Raw genomic sequence first — 22727 nt, 5'->3', positions numbered from 1 at the left:
GCACACGACTACGCCACGCAAATACTGCGATTAGATATAGCACAACTTTTATTCAGTCAGTAGACCAAACGGTTATAAACCATAAGTTGATAAAAAAAGATAAGTGTTGTTTATGTATCGCTGTAAAAAGCTGTGTGCGGCTTTTATTAATAACAACATACATAGAGCCTATACAATCTGGTACACCAACAGATAGGGTGTAGATTGTATGACCGAGATTTAGCTGCCACGATGGGAGCTAAACATTGACCAGATAATGAACTTTAATTCTATTCAACACGTAATAAATACACACTGAACACTAACAAGCTCATTTCTATTTAATTAGAAAACAAAGTGTATAAAACACTAAAACTGTTACAAACAATTGATTATTTAGAGGTAGAACTCTGAAAGTATAAGACAACGCTTATAAATATTTAGATATCAAATTGTTTGAACACGAAATATAATACGGGAAATCAGGGTCAAAGATCAAGTGTAAAAAGTAATCATGGCTTTTATACTTACCATAAATGGTAAAAATAGACATTTTTTAACAGTAACTTAGGACGCAACATCTTAGACCTGATGATTTTTCATTAACAAATCAGATTTTTGTTTTCAAAATAGCCCAAAAAGTAGTAATAACGACTAAAATCGTATTTGAAGCAACAAGTTTGCTTGTATCCATGACGGTGAGTAGGCTTTAATAGATAAGTATTTTTTAAAAGTTCAGCGGCTGTTTATCGTCTTCAAACACGATTATCTAAGGTGTTGGTATTTTTTAAATAGTAGTAACTAAAGGATAATTCATTCTATGTCAGCAATTTATATAGCAGGGATCGCCTTGTGCTCTGTATTAGCACAGTGGGTAGCATGGGCGTTTCGTGTACCGGCTATTTTATTTTTACTACTAACAGGTTTAATACTTGGACCATTTAGTGGTGTGCTTGAACCTGACGCACTGTTAGGGGATTTATTATTTCCTGTGGTTTCTTTAAGCGTAGCGGTGATCTTATTCGAGGGTTCACTTACCCTGCACTTTAGAGAGCTCAAAGGTATCGGCAAGGTTGTTCGCAACCTCTGCTCCATCGGGATGATCACAACTTGCTTGGTGGTAAGCCTAAGTGCTTATTGGATTTTAGAGCTGAATTGGCGGGTTGCCGCTGTACTTGGTGCAGTTCTTGTCGTTACTGGTCCTACGGTTATCGCACCGCTGTTAAACTCTATGAGACCTACTCAAGATATCGATCGTATTTTACGCTGGGAAGGCATAGTAATAGACCCAATTGGCGCATTATTCGCTGTACTCGTATTCGAAGCTGTAATGCTTGTAGGTCAAGGCGAAGTACTAAGCCATACCATTATCGCCCTATTTAAAACTTTAGGGGTGGGTTTAACAATTGGTGTGGTTGCAGGTTGGCTTACTACATTACTGATACGCCGCGAATGGCTCCCTTTCGAATTACATAAATTTGGTATTTTAGCTTTAGTCTTAATTAGTTTTACTGTGTCTAACCACTTAAGTCATGAATCTGGTCTATTGGCTGTAACCGTATTTGGTATTTGGCTTGCTAATCAAGATGAGCTCGAAATTGACTCAGTACTTGAGTTTAAAGAAGACCTTTCGATGATCTTAATTTCATCGCTATTCATCTTACTTGCAGCCCGCCTACAGTTATCTGATTTAATGATGCTACATAGCGATGTATTTATTTTCTTAGCTATCGTGCTCTTCGTGGCACGTCCAGCATGTATTGCAATATCAACCTTTAAAACCGATTTACCGCTAAAGTCTCGCTTAGTGCTATCGTGGATTGCGCCACGAGGCATTGTTGCAGCGGCGGTAGGCTCTGTATTCGCTTTGAGTATGGTAGAAGCAGGCATTGCCGACGCCGAAAAAATAGTGCCACTCATATTCACTGTGATCATAGTAACAGTGGTACTACAAAGCCTGACAGCAACGCCATTAGCTAAACTATTAAAAGTACGCCAGCCTGCTCCAAATACCATATTAATTATTGGTGCAAACCATGTAGCACGTGCTATTGCTTGTGGCTTAAAAGATCAAAACATTCCGGTGCACTTGTCTGATCCTGCATGGGAAAACTGTAAAATGGCGCGCATGGACGGCTTACCTTGTTACTATGGTAACCCGCAATCAGAACATGCAGAGCGTTATTTACCATTAACGACGATTCGTAGCGTATTAGCGCTATCGCCTAACCGTCATCACAACGCATTGGGCGTGCAATATTTCTCGCATTTACTCGACGAAAAAGACGTGTTTTCACTGCGCTCTTCAACTAACCATGCTAAAGCAAACAAAGACAGTGCGACGTTCTTATCACGTCAGATTTTGTTTGGAGACAATGGTGCGTACGCTCGCTTAAGTAGCTTAATAGCCAAAGGCGGCAAAGTCAGTGCAACTCGCATTTCTGAGGAATTTAGTTGGGAGCAATACAAAGAGGTCAATAGCGAAGCAATCCCACTGTTCATTTTAAATGGTGAAAAAAATGATGATGACGATTCACCAATTAAAATTCGCCCATTTACGACAAGTATGGAAAAGACACCACAAGTAGGTGAGCGTATCGTTGCGCTACAACCACCTAAGTTGTCGGTGTTAAAAGACCCAAACAACGGCAAACCAAAAGAAAGTAAAGAAGAGAAATAATACCAATTCGCTTAATTAAATAGTCTATTTTGAGGCAAGAAAATCTTGTTGATAACAAGGCAAAAATTTCGTTATTCAGTTGTTCTAAATGAGAAATTTTTAACGCAGGTAGCGACAGGTTTAATCCCTCAAAATGATTAAGTATTATTGCGGATTGGTATAACAAGAGGCCAGCATCAGCTGGCCTTTTTATTTGTATGTTTCTACATAGGTAAACGCGCGCGCTCAACGACGCTGTCTGGCATCTTTTCGGCAAGCTTCGCTAGTAAGTTTTCGATTTTTTTGTGAGTAGCTTTATCAGCAACCATTGAATGAAATAACCAACGGTAGGCATCTTCATAATCACGTGGACTGCCATAACCTTGGTTAAACAGATTTACTAAACGCATTTGCGCTTTTAAGTTGCCTTGCGCAGACGCTTCGCGCAGATAGGTTACCGCCATGGCTTTATCTTGCTGTACGAGCCGTCCTGTATCATAGTAGCGGCCAAGTTGCTCTAATGCAGCGCTTAGCCCTTGTTGAGCGGCCTGACGCATATAATAAACCCCTAATTCTACATTGCGGTCTACACACACCGCATAAGCTAACATATCACCATACAAGAACTGATACGATGGTAGTGCCATTTTATTGGCTCGTGCTTCGATATCTTGTACTAACTGGCAATCATCTGCCTTTACACGTGCTAGGTGTGCATTTTTATTGATCAAGCCAATTAACTCGCTCTCTGAGTACAGAGGTACTGCTGCAATGGGCTCTTCAGCCATGCTCAGGCTGGAAAAGAGTAATGTTAAAGGCAATAAAACACGCATCAAAATCACTTAAAAAAAGTCGGTCTTAGCAAATAATATACAATTATCATTCCAGAGTGAATTTTAGGCACAAAAAAAGCTGCCGAAGCAGCTTTTTTAGTCACTATGGCAATTATGCAAACGGGTTGCGTAATACCATCGTCTCTACACGGTCAGGACCTGTAGAGATAATATCAACTGGAACACCAGTGATTTCTTCAATACGTTTGATGTAATCAAGTGCCGCTTGTGGTAATTGATCAACTGACGTTACACCTACTGTGTTTTCAGACCAGCCAGGCATTTCTTCGTATACTGGCGTTACTTTCTCGTAACCTTCAGCAGCTAATGGTGTAACGTTCGTTACAGTGCCATCTTCTAACTGGTAACCAGTACAGATTTTTAATGTTTCTAAACCGTCTAATACATCTAGTTTAGTTAAACAGAAGCCTGAGATGCTGTTGATTTGAACTGCACGGCGCATTGCTACTGCATCTAACCAACCTGTACGGCGTAAACGACCTGTCGTTGCACCGAACTCATGGCCTTTATCACCTAAGTGCTTACCAACTGGATCTTGTTTATCAAGACCGTCATAAAGCTCTGTAGGGAAAGGACCTGAACCTACACGTGTCGTGTATGCTTTGATAATACCTAATACGTAATCAAGGTGTAGTGGACCAAAACCAGCACCAGTTGCTACACCACCAGCAGTCGTATTTGATGATGTTACGTACGGGTATGTACCATGGTCGATATCAAGTAATGTACCTTGTGCACCTTCAAATAAGATGTTATCACCAGCTAAACGAGTTTGATCAAGAAGCTCAGTAACATCAACAACCATTGCTTTTAAGATATCAGCGATAGCCATTGCATCGTCAAATGTCTTTTGGAAGTCAACTGGTTCAGCTTTGTAGTAATGCTCTAATGTGAAGTTATGGTATTCCAATACTTCTTTAAGCTTGCTAGCAAACTGTTCAGGGTTGAATAGGTCACCTACACGTAAACCACGACGTGCTACTTTATCTTCATAAGCTGGACCGATACCACGACCTGTAGTACCAATTGGCTTATCGCCACGTGCTTTTTCACGGGCTAAATCTAATGCAATGTGGAAAGGTAAAATTAATGGACATGCTTCGCTGATTAATAAGCGCTCACGTACTGGTACGCCACGCTCTTCTAGCATGCCGATTTCTTTCATTAATGCTTCTGGTGATAAAACAACACCATTACCGATCACACACTTAACATTGTCACGTAATACACCCGATGGAATAAGGTGTAAAACCGTCTTTTCACCGTTGATTACCAGAGTATGGCCTGCGTTATGACCACCTTGATAACGAACTACTAAAGATGCTTTGTCTGTAAGGAGGTCAACTACCTTACCCTTACCTTCGTCACCCCATTGGGTGCCTAGTACAACAACGTTTTTACCCATTGCAAATTCACTTAGAAAAAATTAGGACGAGATTTTATCAGAAAACGAGGTGAAAGATCACCCCGTTTAGCTTATTTTTTCTGCGCCTGAATTTTTACCTTCTTTAATAATTCAACAACTACAGGCAGAACAGAGGTTTATAAAAAAGTTGAGGATGAAAATTAATCATTCACAGAAACAAAAAAGCCCTACAAAATGCAGGGCTTTTCATCACACAAATTTTAATTACTGTGCTTTTGTACCTTTCATATAATTAAAGAAGTCGCTATCTGGTGAAAGCACCATCACGTCTTGTTTATCTTTGAAAGTCTTCTTATACGCTTCTAGGCTACGCACAAAACCAAAGAATTCTGCATCTTTGCTATAGGCATTCGCGTAAATAGCAGCGGCATCTGCATCACCTTGACCACGAACAGTACGCGCATTACGCTCAGCATCTGCAAGCATAACTGTGACTCGACGGTCCACTTCGGCACGAATCGTTTCAGCTTTTTCTTGACCTTCAGAACGGTGCTCTTTAGCTACCGCAGTACGCTCAGCTCGCATACGTTGGAAGATTGAGCTACTCACTTCTTGCGGTAAGTTAATTTGCTTTACACGCACATCAAGTACTTCAATGCCTAGCTCTTGTGCACTTTCAGAAGCTTGTACTAATGCTTCTTCCATCAGTTCACTACGCTCACCTGAGACAATTTCTCTGATAGTACGAGAACCAAAGTTAGTACGCAGGCCATTATTCACTTTTTGCTTTAGTAGTGTTTCTGCATATTGCTTATCACCACGAGCACGAAGATAAAAAGCACTAAAGTCATTAATTCGCCATTTTACATATGAATCAACGATTAAATCTTTTTTCTCACTTGTTACAAAGCGATCTGGTGCACCATCTAGCGTTTGAATACGTGCATCTAAACGACGTACTTGGCTAAAGAAAGGCACTTTTAAGTGTAATCCTGGACCATATACCACCGCGTTGTCATTACTATCTTTTTCAACTTTGCTGAATAACAGAACGATTGCCTTCTCGCCTTCTTGTACAACAAAAATCGAAGAGAAAGACAGCACAACTGCAAGGGCAAGTATTACTAAACTAAAATTTTTCATCTTGCTTATCTCCCCTCATTGAAACGGTCAGTTGCGAAACGGTCATTACTTGAATTTACCGTACTGTTACGTGAAGTGTTTATTTTGTTGCGAAGATCTTTAATATCACTTGAGCTTGGTAATGCAACACGTGTCGCTGTACCTTGCTTTTCCATGATTTTATCAAGTGGTAAATACAGCATATTGTTACCACCTTTCACATCAACTAACACTTTAGAGCTGTTACTTAGCACTTCTTCCATTGCATCAATATATAAGCGATTACGTGTAACTTCTTTTGCCGCTTGATACTCTGGTAATAGCTTTTCAAATCGAGCCACTTCACCTTGTGCTTCAAGTGTAATACGTTCACGGTATGCTTCGGCTTCTTGTGTCATACGTGTTACTTGACCACGAGCACGAGGTTCAATTTCACGAGCGTACGCTTCGGCTTCACGGATGAAACGCTCTTCATCTTCTTGTGCAGCGATAGCGTCATCAAAGGCATCTTTTACTTCACCCGGCGGACGTGAATCTTTAAAGTTCACATCGCTCACAATAATACCTAGATTGTAAGGCTCGATGATTTTGTTAAGCTCATCCCACGTTTGTTGACGCACTAACTCACGACCAGTCGTTAACACTTGGTCCATTTTTACATGGCCAATAACATAACGTAGTGCACTATCAAGCGCTTGTTGCAAGCTGTGGTCAGCATCAGTAACACTGAACTTGTAAAGGTGTGGATCGATAACACGGTACTGTACTTCAAACTCAACATTAACCACGTTTTCGTCTTCGGTTAGCATGAAGCCTTTTGCAGATAGAGAGCGAACCGCTTCTATATCAACCGGAATCACACGTTCAATGAAAGTCATTTTCCAACGTAAGCCAGGCTCTGCAATACGGTCATATTGTCCAAACTGTAAAACAATACCGCGCTCAGCTTCTTTTACCGTGTAAATACCACTTAATGCCCATACGATGATGGCAATAATGAGGATGAAAGAAATGCCTGCGCCGCCAAGTCCGCCGCCGCTTTTACCTGGTTTATTACCACCAAATAAACCGCCAAACTTGTTGCCGAACTTACGCATTACCTCGTCTAAATCAGGTGGGCCTTGATCTTTTCCGCCTTTATTATTCCACGGATCTTTATCATTGCCATTATTACCCGGTTCATTCCAGGCCATAGCTATACTCCATTGTTATCTAAATGAATTAGGTTAAATCTATCAAATCTACAGCGTTTCTCATACTAAAAAAGACAAATGCCGGTGATTTTTAATTAGTCACTACGAAAGAGTCGAGCTCTTGTCCCATCTCTTTTTTCAAGCGATTCCAGTCTGCCATTGGTAAGCGTACCGATAGTAACCAGTTTCCTTGTTCATCGAAACTCTCTTGATGAACTGCGTTTAAGTTAAATAATGCTGCACGAATACGACCATATTGTGGTGCTAATTTTAGTTCATCAGCAAACATCTTCTTGGCAAGTAACTCATTAATTGCCTCAGACAGTAGCTCACAGCCTACGCCTGTTCGCGCAGATAACCAAACTCGTACTGGTTGACCTTCATCGTTTCTATCTATACGTGGCGCAACGTCATCTAGTGCATCTATTTTGTTATAAACCAATAACTGAGGCACTTCATCTGCTTCAATTTCTTTTAAAACAGACTGTACTTGCTCAATATTTTCTTTTCGACGAGGGTCTGCCACATCAATAACATGTAGCTGCAAATCAGCTTCACGGGTTTCTGTTAAGGTTGCTTTAAACGCTGCAACAAGGTCATGCGGTAAGTGACGTATAAAACCTACCGTATCAGCTAAAATAACCGGACCTATATCACCAATATCCAACTTACGTAAGGTTGGATCTAGGGTTGCGAATAACTGGTCGGCTGCATACACATCAGAATCTGTAATGCGGTTAAATAACGTTGATTTACCAGCATTGGTATAACCAACTAGTGAAACCGTTGGAATTTCATTTCGCGTTCGTGCACGCCTACCCTGCTCACGTTGAACAGCGACTTTATCTAAACGGGCACGAATATTTTTAATTCTTGCGCGCAATAATCGTCTATCGGTTTCGAGCTGGGTTTCACCCGGACCACGTAAACCTATCCCCCCTTTTTGTCTTTCAAGGTGGGTCCAACCACGGATCAATCGAGTAGAAATATGGCGTAACTGAGCTAACTCAACCTGAAGTTTACCTTCGTGAGTACGCGCTCGCTGCGCAAAAATATCTAGGATCAAACTCGTACGATCAAGAACACGACACTGGCAAACGCGTTCTAAGTTGCGCTCCTGTGACGGGCTAAGTTGATGGTTGAAAATGATGACATCTGCATTGTGGATTTTGACAGTTTCAGCGATTTCTTCTGCTTTTCCGGTCCCGACGAAAAGTTTCGGATGTGGTGCTTGACGACTGCCTTGCACAATCGCCAAACTACTAACACCAGCAGAAGATACCAACAACTCTAATTCGTGGAGATCTTCACGATCCCCCTCTTTAGGTAAGTCGATATGAACTAAAACTGCCTGTTCGCCGGCTTCATAACGGTCAAACAAGCATTACGCTCCTAAGTTTAAAAATTTCCAGGTTCTTGCTCTTCTGAATCATCACTTCCTTGAACACCTTGGAAGTTAACAGAACGCGCTGGAACAACAGTTGAAATAGCGTGTTTATACACCATTTGATTAACGGTGTTTTCAAGTAAAATAACAAATTGGTCAAATGACTGGATTTTACCCTGCAATTTAATGCCATTAACCAAAAAGATTGATACTGGAATGCGCTCACGACGTAACGCATTTAAAAATGGGTCTTGTAACGACTGGCCTTTTGCCATGTTATTTTCCTTCGTTCTAGGTGTTATTATAATTAAGTAGCTGAACTAATTTAACAAAGCTAAAAAACTTTCAGCTACTACTAGCTTAGCGAACTTACTACACGTTGCAAGTTTTCTTCATCACCCGAAGTCAACCAAGTTACATCAGGCCAACCTCTTAACCAAGTCAGTTGTCTCTTGGCTAACTGCCGTGTGGCTGCAATACCGCGAAAGACCATTTCATCATAGTCAATTTCGCCAGCAATGTAATCCCACATTTGTCTATAACCCACACAACGAATCGAAGGTAGGTCTGGGTGTAAATCCTTACGTTTATATAGGGATGAAACTTCATTTTCAAACCCCTGATCGAGCATTATTTTGAACCTTTTCTCAATTCGCTGATGTAATTCACTGCGATTATCAGGCGCAATGGCAAATTGATGGAAAGTATAAGGAAGCTCAGGCTGTTTTTGTTTTTGCAGCTCAGTCATTGTTTTACCTGTTATACGATACACTTCCAATGCGCGATTAATTCGTTGCGAATCATTTTCGCTTATTTTTTGTGCTGCATCAGGATCAATTTTCACAAGCTCTTTATGCAAATGTGGCCAGCCTAACTGCTTTGCTTCTTTTTCAAGCTCGGCACGTACTTCAGGTGATGCCTCTGGTAGCGGTGATAAGCCATCAATAAGCGACTTAAAATACATCATTGTACCGCCAACCAATACAGGTACTTTACCTTGCTTATGAAATAGATCAATCTTTTCAATGGCATCACGGCGAAAATCTGCTACTGAATAACTATCTGCTGGGTCAATAATATCGATCAAATGATGCGGCGCACGAGCTAGCTCTTCTGCATTTGGTTTTGCAGTGCCGATATCCATATCTTTATAGACTAATGCTGAATCAACACTGATTACTTCTGTGTTTAAATGCTCACACAGCGAAATTGCTAAGTCTGTTTTCCCTGCAGCGGTTGGTCCCATTAAAAAAATGACGGGTAAGTTATTCAAGCCTAAATACCTTGCTTAGTTTAAAAACTGAGATAGATCTATTTTAACTGCTTTTTGACGTAAACGTTGCATAGTTTGTGGATTATTTTCTAACCGAGTCACTTGCTCCATAAAGGCTTGACTTGCGTAATAGCGTTTTGGAATTTGCTGTGTTAACCATTCTAGCCATTTATCCAGTGAACTTAGCGATGATTTGCAGCCGCTAATCAGGCACTCAATAGCATGACTCACATCAAGTAAATACACACAAGGCGGGAGCTTTTTAACCATCACAAATTGCTTTTCAATAACCAAATCAAAACCGAGTAAGGTAAACCACGACTGCTGAGCATTTAAGGCGCTAATGTCATCAGCACTTGCATTCACTCGCACAGGCAACAACAAAGCTTTGCCATCAAGGCTGCCAGCTTGTTCTACTTGCACTTGCCAGTCGAGTGCTAAAGCATACTTAAAGTGCGCAGCAAATAGCTGGTTATCTTCACTAAATACGCATTCACCTTCTCGTACGTGAATGAGTTTGGCAAGCTTAGCTTGCTCTGCAACCGGTGCTGCAATGCTTGGTTCAGGGCGTACTTGGTCAAAATGCGCGGCATGTTGCTCACTGATCCCTTGATAAAAAGCATTCACATCTTGATGCGATGTTTTACTGCGCCCTTGGCTGTCGCTACCAAAACCACCTCCAGAACGACCTGTTGTCCCAGAATAACTTGTTAAACGTGTCGGTTGTAATTCAGATTTGGGGTAATCATACTGCTCTGCTGGCACTGATTGATTCAAACTTGGCTGCGTGCTGCTTAGGTTTGTCTCATCAAACGAAGCATGTTGAAAAGCAGTTTCATTATGTTCGGTAAAATTGGCTTCATGCTGAAGCGGCACTACAACTTGTTTTATTGCCTGCAGAATAAAATCATGTACTAAGCGACCTTGATGAAACCGTACTTCATGTTTAGCCGGGTGCACATTAACATCGACCTGGCGTGGATCAATATCAATATAAATTACAAATCCTGGAAGCTCTTCTGATCCAGCAACTTCTTCAAAAGCTTGGCGAATCGCATGCAAAATGAGTTTATCGCGCATCATGCGATTATTGACATAGGTATATTGAGTGCTATTTGCTGAACCCACTGGTAATACCCAGCCTCGTAGCATCAAGCCTGCTTCACCTGATTGAATATGCAAACCCTGCTCACTGAACGCCTTACCAGCAACTTGTGCTACACGTGTTATTGCGTGCTCAGGGTTTGGCTTTGCACGGTATTGACGCACAACTTTGCCGTTGTGTGTAAGAGTAATAGATACATCAAAGCGACTCAACGCGATACGCTTTATTAGCTCATCGATATGTGAAAACTCAGTTTTCTCGGTGCGAAGAAACTTTCGCCGCGCAGGGGTATTAAAAAATAAGTCTTTTACCTCAATGGTGGTGCCATCGGGATGTGCAGTTGGCTTGATTTGCACCGCCATATCGCGTCCTTCAGCAAACGCTTGCCATGCGGCTTCTTGTTGTTTTGGTTTTGAACTCAAAGTTAGCCGTGATACTGAGCTAATAGAAGCGAGTGCTTCACCACGAAAACCCAGTGAACAGATGTTCTCTAAATCATCGAGTGACTTAAGTTTACTTGTAGCATGGCGCGACAAAGCTAATGTCAGCTCATCTTTATTAATGCCCGAACCATTATCGCGAATGCGAATCAGCTTATGACCACCGCGCTCAATATCGATTTGAATGCGCGTTGCGCCGGCATCTAAACTGTTTTCGACTAGCTCTTTAACAACAGATGCGGGGCGTTCAACCACCTCACCCGCAGCAATTTGGTTAGCCAATCGCGCGGGTAGTATTTCTATGCTCATAGTGTTCCTAACACGAAAATTGACTAGCTTTGAGGAATATCAAGCTCTTGACCAATAAACAAGGTATTCGATTTTAACTTGTTGGCCGTTTTTAGCTTACTAACAGAGGTGTTGTATCTGCTTGCCAAAATACTTAACGACTCACCGGGACGTACTTTATGTTTAGTCGGAAACTGCGCTTTTAACTTAGCAAATAACGAGTCATCTGGCGGGTTTTGCATATAGTAATTTTTAATCGAAGTGAAAATTGCTTTTGCTAAACGCTCCTGATGCTGCGCCGTTTTTAGCATTCGCTCTTCGCGCGGGTTCGAAATAAACCCTGTTTCTACCAAAATAGACGGAATATCCGGTGATTTTAATACTGCAAGACTCGCCGCTTGTGGACGCTTCTTATGCATTTTAGCAACTTTTCTTAATTCGCTAACCACTTCTTCCGCAACACTAAAACCTGTTTTCATTGAGTGATCCATCGACATATCTAGCAGTGCTTGTGCTAAATATTTTTCGCTAGCAGTATCTTTTAACACCCCAGCAGCACCACCTAAAAGCTCTGAGTGTTTTTCTTTATCCTCAATCCATTTACCAATTTCAGAATTAGCGCGACGCAGTGATAGCACCCAGACAGAAGCACCGTTTGGCTGCGGGCTGGTAAATGCGTCAGCATGAATCGACACAAAGAAGTCTGCTTTTTTCTTTCGAGCAATGCTAGTACGGGTGTTTAAATTGACAAAGTAGTCACTACGGCGAACCATGCGCGAAATCATGCCTTTTTCAGCATCTATCATTCGCTCCAGGCGCTTCGCTATTTGCAGCGTGATATCTTTTTCATACGTGCCTGACGGACCAATTGAGCCCGGGTCTTCACCACCATGGCCTGCGTCAATCGCAATGACGATATCGCGTTCTTGATGAAGCTCACGCTTTTTAACACTGGTATTGGTTGAAGCAACTGGTTCTGCCTTCGGCGTTTTATCCACAAGGTCAACCACTAAACGGTGTTTATATGGATCGGTCGGTAATAAAGCAAACACGACTGGTTTACTGGCACGAGCTAGTTCAAAAACAAAACGCACACTCTTGCTATCTTTTGGTTTTGAATAACGCAGTTTTGAAACGATCTGATGCTTTTTAGGAATAGCAGGCAAGCTATCTAGTTTGTCGGTATTTTTTAAGTCAATCACTAAACGAGCTGGGTTCTTCAACATGAAGTAGCTAAAATCTGGCTTATCGTTTAAGTCAAAGACCACACGAGTGCTGTCAGGTGAGGGCCACACACGTACGCTATTAATCGTATTTTGTGCAAGCGCAACTTGGCTCACAAACAAAAACATCAATATAGTTAATAGTTTAAATGTACAACGAGCCATTTTTACTAATACACCTTTATTTTTATATGTTTATTCTTACGCGCTCTTAAGTTGCTGAACAATTGCCTGACCACGGTCGGTTAAGCTGTTAATTAAAATAGCACGCGCCTCGCCTTCATAGCGCAGGGTGATATCAAGATCCGGTGTTGGAATAAATTCGCCGCCTTTTTCGGGCCATTCCACAACACAAATAGCCTGTGGTGAAAAATAGTCACGAATACCCATATATTCAAGTTCTTCAGGATCACCTAAGCGATATAAATCAAAGTGATAGACATCAGCTTTAGTTAATTGGTAAGGCTCGACCAGTGTATAAGTTGGACTCTTAACCTTACCTTGATGACCGAAACCTTGCACGATACCACGGGTTAATGTCGTTTTACCGGCACCTAAGTCACCATGTAAATAGATGACTGCTCCTTGCTCCATTAAGGCTGCAAGTTGCTTACCCATATTAACCGTTGCCGCTTCATCAGCGAGTGGAAAACCAACACTGTCGGTCATTATTACCTCATGAAAAACTAAAAACACATTACTTTATTAATCATACCAGAATATTTTTGTAAGGCGAGAGCCGCTCTTATGCCTAATTTGACAAAAAAAAGCCGGCAAAGTTGCCGGCTTTTTAGCTTAAACAGAATTTTGTTTACAGACCTAGCTTCTTCTCAAGGTAGTGGATGTTTGTACCACCGTTTTGGAAGTTCTCATCTGCCAAGATTTTCTTGTGTAGTGGTGTGTTGGTCTTGATACCGTCAATCACTAATTCGTTTAACGCATTGCGTGAACGAGCAATGGCTACATCACGGTTTTCACCGTAACAGATCAGCTTACCAATCATTGAATCGTAATGAGGTGGTACGGTGTAATCTGCATAGATATGACTGTCCCAACGAATACCTAAACCGCCAGCAGGGTGGAATCGCGTGATTTTACCTGGTGATGGAATAAAGGTTTCTGGGTCTTCAGCATTAATACGGCACTCAATTGCATGACCACGAATAACCACATCTTCTTGTGTGAATGATAATGGCTGGCCAGCTGCAATTTTTAGCTGTTCTTTGATTAAGTCAACGCCAGTTACCATTTCTGTTACTGGGTGCTCAACCTGAATACGAGTATTCATTTCGATGAAATAGAACTCGCCGTTTTCGTATAAGAACTCGAACGTACCTGCACCACGATAACCAATTTCGATACATGCACGAGTACAACGGTCACCGATGAACTTACGCATTTCAGCTGTGATACCTGGCGCTGGCGCTTCTTCAACAACTTTTTGGTGACGACGTTGCATTGAACAATCACGCTCACCTAAGTGAACTGCGTTACCTTGACCGTCTGCAAGTACTTGAACTTCGATATGACGTGGGTTTTCAAGGAATTTTTCCATGTAAACCATACCATTACCGAAGAACTGCTTTGCTTCTTGCTGAGTAAGAGCGATTGAATCGATTAGTTCTTTTTCGCTGCGAACAACACGCATACCACGACCGCCGCCGCCGCCTGCTGCTTTAATAATTACAGGGTAACCAATACGTTTTGCGATTTGAATGTTGCGTTCGCTGTCTGCCGTTAATGGACCATCTGAACCAGGTACACAAGGTACACCTGCTTTACGCATCGCTTCGATTGCAGAAACTTTATCACCCATTAAGCGAATCGTGTCGCCTTTAGGACCGATAAACACAAAGCCACTTTGCTCAACTTGATCAGCAAAGTCTGCATTTTCAGAAAGGAAACCATAACCTGGGTGGATAGCAACTGCGTCTGTTACTTCTGCCGCTGCAATAATGCGCGGAATATCTAAGTAACTTTCAGTCGCTGATGGTTTACCAATACAAATTGTTTCATCTGCCAGTAACACGTGCTTAAGATCACGGTCTGCCGTTGAATGCACAGCAACAGTTTTGATCCCAAGCTCTTTGCAGGCGCGCAGTACGCGAAGTGCAATTTCACCTCGGTTTGCAATGACTACTTTATCTAACATAGAGTTGGCCTTTTGTTGCGCTATTATTCAATGATGAATAAAGGTTGATCGAATTCTACTGGCTCGCCATTTTCAACTAAGATAGCTTTTACTGTGCCTGCTTTATCAGATTCGATTTGGTTCATCATTTTCATTGCTTCAACGATACATAACGTGTCGCCAACATTTACTTTAGAACCTACTTCTACATAAGGTGCTGCTTCTGGAGAAGCCGCTGAGTAGAATGAACCAACCATAGGTGATTTAACTTGGTGACCAGTCGGTGCAGCTGGAGCAGCCGCTTCTGCTGCTGGAGCATCTGCTACTGGAGCTGGCGCCGCTGCAGGCGCAGGTGCTGCAAACTGTTGTGGAGCATATTGCATTGCAGGTGCTGCAGCCATGTTGTTACGATTGATGCGTACTGACTCTTCACCTTCAGTGATTTCTAATTCAGCAATACCAGATTCTTCTACTAGTTCGATAAGTTTTTTGATCTTGCGAATATCCATTGAACGACCCGCCTGTTAGTTATTTAAAAATTAATGTGTGTTTTGCAATTGGTTAACTGCAGCTTCTAGTGCCACCTTATAACCCATTGCTCCTAATCCAATAATGACGCCTTGTGCCAAATCCGAAAAATACGAATGATGGCGGAATGCTTCGCGAGCATGCACATTAGTTAAATGCACCTCGTAAAAGGGAATGTTTACACTGAGTAATGCATCCCGTAAGGCTACGCTTGTATGCGTAAATGCAGCAGGGTTAATAATAATTGCATCAACCTCTTGCCATGCATCGTGAATGCGCTCTATTAATGCAGCTTCACTGTTACTTTGGAAATGCGTTAAATCAACATTGAGACCTGCAGCAACCTGACTAAGTTCAGCTATAATCTCATCAAGAGATTGAGTGCCGTACTTTTCTGGTTCACGCTTGCCAAGCATGTTTAAATTTGGCCCATTTAGAACTAAAAGTTTGAATTTTGCAGCCATAATACGCGATATATCCTATAAGTAAGCAGTTTAACCATATTCATCATAAACCCACGCTTAACCTAAGCGTGCTGATGTAAAATAGCAACTATTTCTCACGTTAACCACCTATTATAGATATTTCGACGTAAATAGCAGCAAAATACTGGTCTAATCACTACCTACTTACGGCAAATGCAGGCATGACAAGGCACTCAAGTAAGTTAATCACTGTCTTTGCTTGTTGTGTAATTAAACATTTACAAGAAAAAGCGCTGATTTTTAGCTAATAAAAGCATTTTTCTTAGCTAGAAACAAAAACGCCACTCTAATGAGTGGCGTTTTGCTATTTTCCTGCACGTTTGCGTTTATTTGGCAGTATTTCTTACTTTTGCTAAATGTTCAGTAAAGTCTTTCGCGTTTAAAAACCCAGTTACACGTTGCTCTAAAAGCTCATTACCTTGGGTATCAAAGAACAAAATACTCGGTAAACCGAATACCGTGTACTCTTCCATTAATTCAATAGTTTTTGCATCACTTTCGGTTAAATCAATTTGGATTAACTCAAAGTGAGCAAACTGCTCTTGCACCTTAGCGTCAGGAAAGGTGTAGTGTTCAAACTCTTTACACGCAACACACCAATCAGCGTATAAATCGACCATCACTAAACGCCCTTCGCTACTTGCGGCAGCAATTTCTTCTTTCAATTCACTTAAATTAGCAACGTGTTTAAAACGATGTGTTTGTACGGCAGCTTCAGCAACCACCGCTTTACTAGGCCAGAAATAATTTTTCGTTAAACTAGCCCCTGTCACAACAAGTAATGTTGCAGCAAACCACAATGCTGTTTTTAGCTTGCCCTGCGATTGCGCACTTTGCCAGTGGTGTAAATACAGCGCTGTTGCAAGTGCTAATAAACCAGCCATCAACCAGATGAGTTCGATATCAACAATACGTTCAAGCAGAATAAGTGGCACAACCAGCATGATAAAACCGAATAAGGTTTTTACTTGCTCCATCCAACCACCGGCTTTTGGCAGTAATTTACCACCAGAAGTACCCAATAATAACAGTGGTAAGCCCATGCCTAAACTTAGTACATAGAGTGTTAAACCACCCACTAGGTAGTCACCACTTTGCGCCACGTAGAGTAAAGCAGCAGACAACGGCGCGGTTGTACAAGGTGAAGCTATCAAACCAGACAGTACACCCATCATAAATACGCCAACATAGTTGCCGCCTTTTTGCTGGTTACTAACCTGAGTGAGCTTATTCATCATGCCACTAGGTAATTTGATTTCGTACCAGCCAAACATCGACATTGCCAGCAATACAAACAAAATACTAAAGCTGATTAGCACCGTTGGATGCTGCAAATATCCTTGGACTTGACCACCTAATGATGCAACCACTAAGCCCAGTGCTGCATACGTAACGGCCATACCTTGTACGTAAACGAACGACAGCGAAAACGCTTTTTTGGTCGATAAATTCTGCTGTCCCGCGATAAGACTCGATAAAATTGGAAACATTGGAAATACACAAGGTGTAAAAGCAAGACCAACACCGACTAAAAAGAAAATAACAAGATTCGTCAATAAGCCTTGCGATGCCAGTTTATCGGTATATGACTGCTCACCAGCTGGTTTTGATGCTTCTTGAGAAGGCGCTGATGACGCTTCATTTGTATCAGCTGCTTGTGTTAATGCTGCTAATGCGTTCCCCGCATCTGCAGTCTCTGATACTCGCTCACCTGCAATCACAGATAACGGAATGGTCCTAACTTCTGGCGGATAACATAACCCCGCCTCGGCACAGCCTTGAAAACGAATTTTAACAACCGCCCCTTCAGTGACATTACTGACCTTAGTAACCACACTTAACGAGTCAAAGAAGACCTCTGTCTTACCAAAAAACTCATCTTCTATAATTTGCCCTTTACCAAGATCAGGTATTTCAATATCAGCGCCTTTAGCGATTATTTCGACTTTCTTTTTATAAAGGTAATAATCAGGCGCAATATCCCAGCCAATAAATAAGGTTTTGCCTTGCTGGTCAAAATCGAAAACAAAGGCCTGTTCAACCGGCAGAAATGTTTGCTCTGCGGGCTGCAGTAGATTTCCAAGTAAATTGTTATTACTTGCACTTGCCGGCACAAGCCACAGTGCACAAAGTAATAAAAGGAACGATCGCATTAATTAAGTACCTCATCCATCCAATTAAAATAGGCTAAATTGCCTGTAGCAACATCAACGACCTGAATTTCTGGTATCTCATAACTATGCAATTTCTTGATAGTTTGGATCACTTCATTCATTTTTTCTGACTTAGTTTTGATCAGTAACTTACTTTCTATAGCTTGAGTTATCTCGCCTTCCCACATGTAGATAGATTCAATTGTAGGCATAATGTTCACACAAGCCGCTAGCTTTTCTTTAACTAGATGTTGTGCCAACTGACGGGCTTCATCCTCATTTGCACAAGTAGTAAAAATAAGTCGAAAATGCGTAGTCATAAGGAACCTTTGTTTGATTACGTGAGTCGCACCATAGTAGCCGATAGTAACTATAATGTGTAGCGAGCAAGGCGATCCTAGGTTCCACCTTGAAAAATGACCTGCTCACCCCTATTTATATTTCACTGACTCGAAAGAGAATGACATTTTTTAGAGAGCCTTATGTTTAGATTTTTGTTTTTGTTATTTATTTTAGTGCCGATTGTGGAGATTGCATTACTCATTCAAGTGAGTGAAGTGATCGGTGGCTTTGCCACCATAGCGCTTGTGATTGTAACCGCGATTGTCGGTGCAAAATTAGTTAAGCAACAAGGTATAGGTGCGATTCAAAACGTGCAGTTACAAATGGCACAAGGGCAAATGCCTGCCAAAGAATTGTTTACGGGTTTATGTGTGATTATCGCCGGTGTTTTATTGATGACTCCGGGGATTATGACTGACTTTTTTGGCTTTTTATTACTCACCCCAGCAATACGAAACAAGCTAGCTGCAGGCCTTGCCAGTCAAGCCACTGTGCGCATGAGTTCGCAGACAAATCAAGGCTCTGCACACTTCCAATATCACAGTAAAACAACAACTCACGAAGAGCCAAACCACCAACCGACAACTATTGATGGTGAATTTGAGCGAAAAGATTAAAATTTTTTAATTTTTGTACTTGGATTTTTTTAAGCCACCCCCATTAATGAATGCAATGAAACGCAGCGGGTGGCTAAGCACTCCCCTGCAATAACACAAGATTTTTTCTGTACTGTTCAGAAACTGTTAGGAGAACTAAATAAATGAACATTCGTCCTTTACATGATCGCGTCATCGTTAAGCGTCTAGAAGAAGAAACTAAGTCTGCTGGCGGTATTGTATTAACTGGCTCTGCAGCTGAAAAATCAACTCGCGGAGAAGTTATCGCTGTTGGTAATGGCCGTGTTTTAGACAACGGTGAAGTAAGAGCGTTAGAAGTTAAAGCCGGTGACACTGTGCTGTTCGGCTCTTATGTTGAAAAAGTTGAAAAGATCGAAGGTCAAGAGTACCTGATCATGCGTGAAGATAACATTCTAGGCATTGTAGGCTAATCCTACTTTTCGTTTAGCAACCCGTTTACAGAATTTAAGAGGAATTAAATCATGGCAGCAAAAGAAGTACTTTTTGCAGGTGACGCACGTGGCAAAATGCTAACTGGCGTAAACATTTTAGCAAACGCAGTAAAAGTAACTTTAGGTCCTAAAGGCCGTAACGTTGTATTAGACAAATCATTCGGCGCTCCAGTGATCACTAAAGACGGTGTATCTGTAGCTAAAGAGATCGAGCTTGAAGACAAGTTCGAAAACATGGGCGCACAAATGGTTAAAGAAGTAGCGTCTAAAGCGAATGACGCTGCAGGTGACGGTACAACAACTGCAACAGTATTAGCGCAATCTATCGTAAACGAAGGCTTAAAAGCAGTTGCAGCGGGTATGAACCCAATGGACCTTAAGCGCGGTATCGACAAAGCAGTTACTGCAGCAGTTGAAGAGCTTAAAGCACTTTCTGTTCCATGTGCAGACACTAAAGCAATTGCACAAGTAGGTACTATTTCTGCTAACTCTGATAAAGAAATCGGTGACATCATTGCACAAGCAATGGAAAAAGTAGGCCGTGACTCAGGCGTTATCACTGTTGAAGAAGGTCAGTCATTAGAAAACGAGCTAGACGTAGTTGAAGGTATGCAGTTTGACCGCGGTTACCTTTCTCCATACTTCATCAACAACGCTGAAAAAGGCGCTGTAGAGCTAGACAACCCATTCATTCTACTTGTAGACAAAAAAGTATCTAACATCCGTGAGCTACTACCTACACTAGAAGCAGTTGCTAAAGCAAGCAAGCCACTACTTATCATTGCTGAAGACCTTGAAGGTGAAGCACTTGCAACACTAGTAGTGAACAACATGCGCGGCATCGTTAAAGTGTCTGCAGTTAAAGCCCCTGGTTTTGGCGACCGTCGTAAAGCAATGCTTCAAGACATCGCTGTATTAACAGGTGGTACTGTAATTTCTGAAGAAATCGGTTTAGAGCTAGAAAAAGCAACTATCGAAGACCTGGGTACAGCGAAGCGCGTTGTAATCACTAAAGATGATACAACAATCATCGACGGTGCAGGCGAAGAAGACGGCATCAATGGTCGTGTTGCACAAATCAAAGCACAAATCGAAGAAGCGACGTCTGACTACGATAAAGAGAAACTACAAGAGCGTATGGCTAAACTAGCTGGCGGTGTTGCAGTAATCAAAGTTGGCGCAGCAACTGAAATCGAAATGAAAGAGAAAAAAGACCGCGTTGAAGATGCACTACACGCAACTCGCGCAGCGGTTGAAGAAGGTGTTGTACCAGGTGGTGGTGTTGCACTAGTTCGCGTAGCAAGCAAACTTGTTGAACTTGCTGGCGACAACGAAGACCAAAGTCACGGTATTAAAGTTGCACTACGTGCAATGGAAGCACCACTTCGTCAAATCGTAACGAACGCTGGTGACGAAGCATCAGTTGTTGTTAACTCAGTAAAAGGCGGTGAAGGTAACTACGGTTACAACGCAGCATCAGGCGAGTACAACGACATGATCGAAATGGGTATCTTAGACCCAACGAAAGTAACGCGTTCTGCACTTCAGTACGCAGCTTCAATCGCAGGTCTAATGATCACAACTGAAGCAATGGTTGCTGAAATCCCGAAAGATGAGCCAGCTGCTCCAGATATGGGCGGCATGGGCGGCATGGGTGGTATGGGCGGAATGATGTAATCATCCGCTCTATGCCTTCATAGAGTTTCATAAGAAACTAATAAGCCCGCAAGGCAAAGACTTGCGGGCTTTTTTTATAAGTTTTTTATTGCAACTGGTTGCAAATATTTTCATAAACTTGCGCTTTTCCATGGGTCAAAAGTGGGGTATTCAAGTTTTAACCCTTGAGATTTTATGCCTTGCATAGGTAAGATACCCCTATATCGATGTGGGGTATGAGGTGTGAAATGGCTTTAAGTGCGCTCGAAGTTAAGAGCTTAAATTGTCCTGAAGGTAAGTTACAGATCAAAAAGTCTGACGGTAATGGACTGTTTTTACTAATAAAAAATAGCGGATCAAAATTGTGGAGATTTCGATTCAAGTACGCTGGAAAGCACCAAGAGATGGCTTTCGGAAAGTACCCCACTATAAGTCTTACTAAGGCCAGAGAGCTTGCCGATGATGCTCGTGTTTTACTTGCTCAGGGCATAAACCCAATGGATGTTCGTAGGGAAAGGAAGCGGTCAGCAGGTTCCGAAGATTTGGCCTTCAATTCAGTAGCGTTACGATGGTGGGAACAACAGAAAAGTACATGGACTGAAGACAATGCAGTCAAAATAAAACGTTGGCTTACTAAAGATTGTAATAGCATCTCTAAAAAGCGTATCGATCAGATAGATGAGGCTGACATTACTGAGATTATGCTCGCTCTTGCGAAAGCTAAGACCCCAAAAAAGGCACCACCTATTTTGTCGGTAATAAACAGAGTTTTTGGCTTCGCGCTCTCTCATAGAATGACCAGATCCAATCCAGCGCAAAATTTGCCTTTGAAAGATATCATCGGCCCTCTTCCAAAGGTGCAGCATAGGGCTGCTATTACAAGCCTTTCAGAGTTAGCAAAGTTAATATATGACATTGATAGTAACGATTCAGGAACATACTGTACTATTGAAGCTTTGAAGTTAATCCCACGCTTATTCTTGCGGCCGAAGGAAATTAGGTTTCTGAAATGGGATTATGTAGATTTCGAGGAAAAGTTAATAAGAATTCCGGAGGAACAGATGAAGCGAGGCAGGGAACATCTAGTGCCAATATCCTCGCACGTGCTAGCTCAGCTAAGGGATATCCACAAAGTGACCCGGTACTCTGCATTTGTTTTTCCCTCAACAAACGACAGTAGTAAGCCAATAAGTAAGAACGTCCTAGTTAATAGGTTAAGAGCGCTAGGCTATGGAGCTGATGTAATGTCAGCTCATGGGTTTAGAAGTACAGCCTCTACCATACTTTATGAGAAAGGTTGGGAACCTGAAGTAATTGAAACCCAGCTGGCGCATTTAACCGGCACTGCTACTTCACGAGCATATAACAGAGCTGCTCATTTGCCGAAACGCAAAAAGCTTATGCAGTTTTGGTCAGATTTTCTTGAATCATTGTCCGGTGAAGTAACTACTGGTAGCTAACGAAAATCCGTTAT

General features: G+C 41.8%; 20 protein-coding genes. 5 read left to right on the top strand and 15 right to left on the bottom strand.

Going from position 1 to position 22727, the window contains the following annotated elements; genetic code table 11:
* The first annotated feature begins 799 nt into the window (after positions 1–799).
* The gene (locus tag EVU92_RS05765; protein WP_130050387.1) at positions 800–2659 is read left to right on the top strand and encodes a sodium:proton antiporter; all 1860 of its coding nucleotides are present in this window, start codon (positions 800–802) and stop codon (positions 2657–2659) included.
* Between the two features lie 203 nt (positions 2660–2862).
* On the opposite strand, the gene EVU92_RS05755 is transcribed toward EVU92_RS05765, so the two are convergent.
* From EVU92_RS05755 to cutA, 15 genes are all read right to left on the bottom strand, one after another.
* Positions 2863–3471, bottom strand: coding sequence for a tetratricopeptide repeat protein (locus EVU92_RS05755; RefSeq protein ID WP_130050386.1), 609 nt, complete (start codon positions 3469–3471; stop codon positions 2863–2865).
* Positions 3472–3583: 112 nt separating this feature from the next.
* Positions 3584–4897, bottom strand: a complete 1314-nt coding sequence (locus tag EVU92_RS05750; protein WP_130050385.1) for an adenylosuccinate synthase — start codon at positions 4895–4897, stop codon at positions 3584–3586.
* A 225-nt stretch (positions 4898–5122) separates the two neighbouring features.
* A complete protein-coding gene (gene hflC, locus EVU92_RS05745) occupies positions 5123–6001 on the bottom strand; it encodes a protease modulator HflC (RefSeq protein ID WP_130050384.1) in 879 nt (292 codons plus the stop codon).
* Positions 6002–6006: 5 nt separating this feature from the next.
* Positions 6007–7173 (bottom strand): FtsH protease activity modulator HflK, encoded by a 1167-nt coding sequence (gene hflK / locus EVU92_RS05740; protein WP_130050383.1) that lies wholly within the window; start codon positions 7171–7173, stop codon positions 6007–6009.
* A 91-nt stretch (positions 7174–7264) separates the two neighbouring features.
* Positions 7265–8554 carry a ribosome rescue GTPase HflX gene (hflX, locus tag EVU92_RS05735; RefSeq protein WP_130050382.1) on the bottom strand — a complete coding sequence of 430 codons (1290 nt, stop codon included), beginning with the start codon at positions 8552–8554 and terminating at the stop codon, positions 7265–7267.
* A 17-nt stretch (positions 8555–8571) separates the two neighbouring features.
* The gene (gene hfq / locus EVU92_RS05730; protein ID WP_130050381.1) at positions 8572–8835 is read right to left on the bottom strand and encodes an RNA chaperone Hfq; all 264 of its coding nucleotides are present in this window, start codon (positions 8833–8835) and stop codon (positions 8572–8574) included.
* An 80-nt stretch (positions 8836–8915) separates the two neighbouring features.
* On the bottom strand, positions 8916–9833 hold the full coding sequence (miaA, locus tag EVU92_RS05725; RefSeq protein WP_130050380.1) for a tRNA (adenosine(37)-N6)-dimethylallyltransferase MiaA: 918 nt from the start codon (positions 9831–9833) through the stop codon (positions 8916–8918).
* Between the two features lie 15 nt (positions 9834–9848).
* Positions 9849–11687 (bottom strand): DNA mismatch repair endonuclease MutL, encoded by a 1839-nt coding sequence (mutL, locus tag EVU92_RS05720; RefSeq protein WP_130050379.1) that lies wholly within the window; start codon positions 11685–11687, stop codon positions 9849–9851.
* A gap of 23 nt (positions 11688–11710) precedes the next feature.
* On the bottom strand, positions 11711–13018 hold the full coding sequence (locus EVU92_RS05715) for an N-acetylmuramoyl-L-alanine amidase (RefSeq protein ID WP_233786811.1): 1308 nt from the start codon (positions 13016–13018) through the stop codon (positions 11711–11713).
* Positions 13019–13090: 72 nt separating this feature from the next.
* A complete protein-coding gene (tsaE, locus tag EVU92_RS05710; RefSeq protein ID WP_130050377.1) occupies positions 13091–13558 on the bottom strand; it encodes a tRNA (adenosine(37)-N6)-threonylcarbamoyltransferase complex ATPase subunit type 1 TsaE in 468 nt (155 codons plus the stop codon).
* A gap of 142 nt (positions 13559–13700) precedes the next feature.
* A complete protein-coding gene (accC, locus tag EVU92_RS05705) occupies positions 13701–15041 on the bottom strand; it encodes an acetyl-CoA carboxylase biotin carboxylase subunit (protein WP_130050376.1) in 1341 nt (446 codons plus the stop codon).
* Positions 15042–15064: 23 nt separating this feature from the next.
* Positions 15065–15529 carry an acetyl-CoA carboxylase biotin carboxyl carrier protein gene (gene accB, locus EVU92_RS05700; RefSeq protein ID WP_130050375.1) on the bottom strand — a complete coding sequence of 155 codons (465 nt, stop codon included), beginning with the start codon at positions 15527–15529 and terminating at the stop codon, positions 15065–15067.
* A 30-nt stretch (positions 15530–15559) separates the two neighbouring features.
* The gene (gene aroQ, locus EVU92_RS05695) at positions 15560–16012 is read right to left on the bottom strand and encodes a type II 3-dehydroquinate dehydratase (RefSeq protein ID WP_130050374.1); all 453 of its coding nucleotides are present in this window, start codon (positions 16010–16012) and stop codon (positions 15560–15562) included.
* A gap of 347 nt (positions 16013–16359) precedes the next feature.
* Complete coding sequence (locus EVU92_RS05690; protein WP_130050373.1) at positions 16360–18186, bottom strand: protein-disulfide reductase DsbD; 1827 nt, start codon at positions 18184–18186, stop codon at positions 16360–16362.
* The gene (gene cutA / locus EVU92_RS05685; RefSeq protein WP_130050372.1) at positions 18186–18506 is read right to left on the bottom strand and encodes a divalent-cation tolerance protein CutA; all 321 of its coding nucleotides are present in this window, start codon (positions 18504–18506) and stop codon (positions 18186–18188) included. The genes EVU92_RS05690 and cutA overlap by 1 nt, the downstream gene beginning before the upstream one ends.
* A gap of 162 nt (positions 18507–18668) precedes the next feature.
* On the opposite strand from cutA, the gene EVU92_RS05680 reads away from it, so the two are divergent.
* From EVU92_RS05680 to EVU92_RS05665, 4 genes are all read left to right on the top strand, one after another.
* Entirely contained in the window at positions 18669–19145 is a 477-nt protein-coding gene (locus EVU92_RS05680; protein ID WP_130050371.1) for an FxsA family protein, read from the top strand.
* A gap of 143 nt (positions 19146–19288) precedes the next feature.
* Complete coding sequence (locus EVU92_RS05675) at positions 19289–19576, top strand: co-chaperone GroES (protein ID WP_063701599.1); 288 nt, start codon at positions 19289–19291, stop codon at positions 19574–19576.
* A 51-nt stretch (positions 19577–19627) separates the two neighbouring features.
* Positions 19628–21274: a chaperonin GroEL gene (gene groL / locus EVU92_RS05670; protein ID WP_130050370.1), complete on the top strand. Its 1647-nt coding sequence runs from the start codon at positions 19628–19630 to the stop codon at positions 21272–21274.
* Between the two features lie 227 nt (positions 21275–21501).
* On the top strand, positions 21502–22713 hold the full coding sequence (locus EVU92_RS05665; RefSeq protein ID WP_130050369.1) for a tyrosine-type recombinase/integrase: 1212 nt from the start codon (positions 21502–21504) through the stop codon (positions 22711–22713).
* Positions 22714–22727: the final 14 nt, after the last annotated feature.

The sequence above is a fragment of the Pseudoalteromonas sp. MEBiC 03485 genome, from assembly GCF_004195145.1.
In the GTDB taxonomy this organism is placed as follows: Bacteria; Pseudomonadota; Gammaproteobacteria; order Enterobacterales; family Alteromonadaceae; genus Pseudoalteromonas; species Pseudoalteromonas apostichopi.
Note: the sequence above shows the minus strand (reverse complement) of the source record. Positions and strands in the feature narration are given on the sequence as shown.

What these genes read in the sequence shown, in the direction of transcription:
- EVU92_RS05765 (WP_130050387.1), top strand. Translation starts at nt 800, where the DNA reads ATGTCAGCAATTTATATAGCAGGGATCGCCTTGTGCTCTGTATTAGCA.
- EVU92_RS05755 (WP_130050386.1), bottom strand. Translation starts at nt 3,471, where the DNA reads ATGCGTGTTTTATTGCCTTTAACATTACTCTTTTCCAGCCTGAGCATG.
- EVU92_RS05750 (WP_130050385.1), bottom strand. Translation starts at nt 4,897, where the DNA reads ATGGGTAAAAACGTTGTTGTACTAGGCACCCAATGGGGTGACGAAGGT.
- hflC (WP_130050384.1), bottom strand. Translation starts at nt 6,001, where the DNA reads ATGAAAAATTTTAGTTTAGTAATACTTGCCCTTGCAGTTGTGCTGTCT.
- hflK (WP_130050383.1), bottom strand. Translation starts at nt 7,173, where the DNA reads ATGGCCTGGAATGAACCGGGTAATAATGGCAATGATAAAGATCCGTGG.
- hfq (WP_130050381.1), bottom strand. Translation starts at nt 8,835, where the DNA reads ATGGCAAAAGGCCAGTCGTTACAAGACCCATTTTTAAATGCGTTACGT.
- mutL (WP_130050379.1), bottom strand. Translation starts at nt 11,687, where the DNA reads ATGAGCATAGAAATACTACCCGCGCGATTGGCTAACCAAATTGCTGCG.
- EVU92_RS05715 (WP_233786811.1), bottom strand. Translation starts at nt 13,018, where the DNA reads ATGTTTTTGTTTGTGAGCCAAGTTGCGCTTGCACAAAATACGATTAAT.
- tsaE (WP_130050377.1), bottom strand. Translation starts at nt 13,558, where the DNA reads ATGACCGACAGTGTTGGTTTTCCACTCGCTGATGAAGCGGCAACGGTT.
- accC (WP_130050376.1), bottom strand. Translation starts at nt 15,041, where the DNA reads ATGTTAGATAAAGTAGTCATTGCAAACCGAGGTGAAATTGCACTTCGC.
- accB (WP_130050375.1), bottom strand. Translation starts at nt 15,529, where the DNA reads ATGGATATTCGCAAGATCAAAAAACTTATCGAACTAGTAGAAGAATCT.
- aroQ (WP_130050374.1), bottom strand. Translation starts at nt 16,012, where the DNA reads ATGGCTGCAAAATTCAAACTTTTAGTTCTAAATGGGCCAAATTTAAAC.
- EVU92_RS05690 (WP_130050373.1), bottom strand. Translation starts at nt 18,186, where the DNA reads ATGCGATCGTTCCTTTTATTACTTTGTGCACTGTGGCTTGTGCCGGCA.
- cutA (WP_130050372.1), bottom strand. Translation starts at nt 18,506, where the DNA reads ATGACTACGCATTTTCGACTTATTTTTACTACTTGTGCAAATGAGGAT.
- EVU92_RS05680 (WP_130050371.1), top strand. Translation starts at nt 18,669, where the DNA reads ATGTTTAGATTTTTGTTTTTGTTATTTATTTTAGTGCCGATTGTGGAG.
- EVU92_RS05675 (WP_063701599.1), top strand. Translation starts at nt 19,289, where the DNA reads ATGAACATTCGTCCTTTACATGATCGCGTCATCGTTAAGCGTCTAGAA.
- groL (WP_130050370.1), top strand. Translation starts at nt 19,628, where the DNA reads ATGGCAGCAAAAGAAGTACTTTTTGCAGGTGACGCACGTGGCAAAATG.
- EVU92_RS05665 (WP_130050369.1), top strand. Translation starts at nt 21,502, where the DNA reads ATGGCTTTAAGTGCGCTCGAAGTTAAGAGCTTAAATTGTCCTGAAGGT.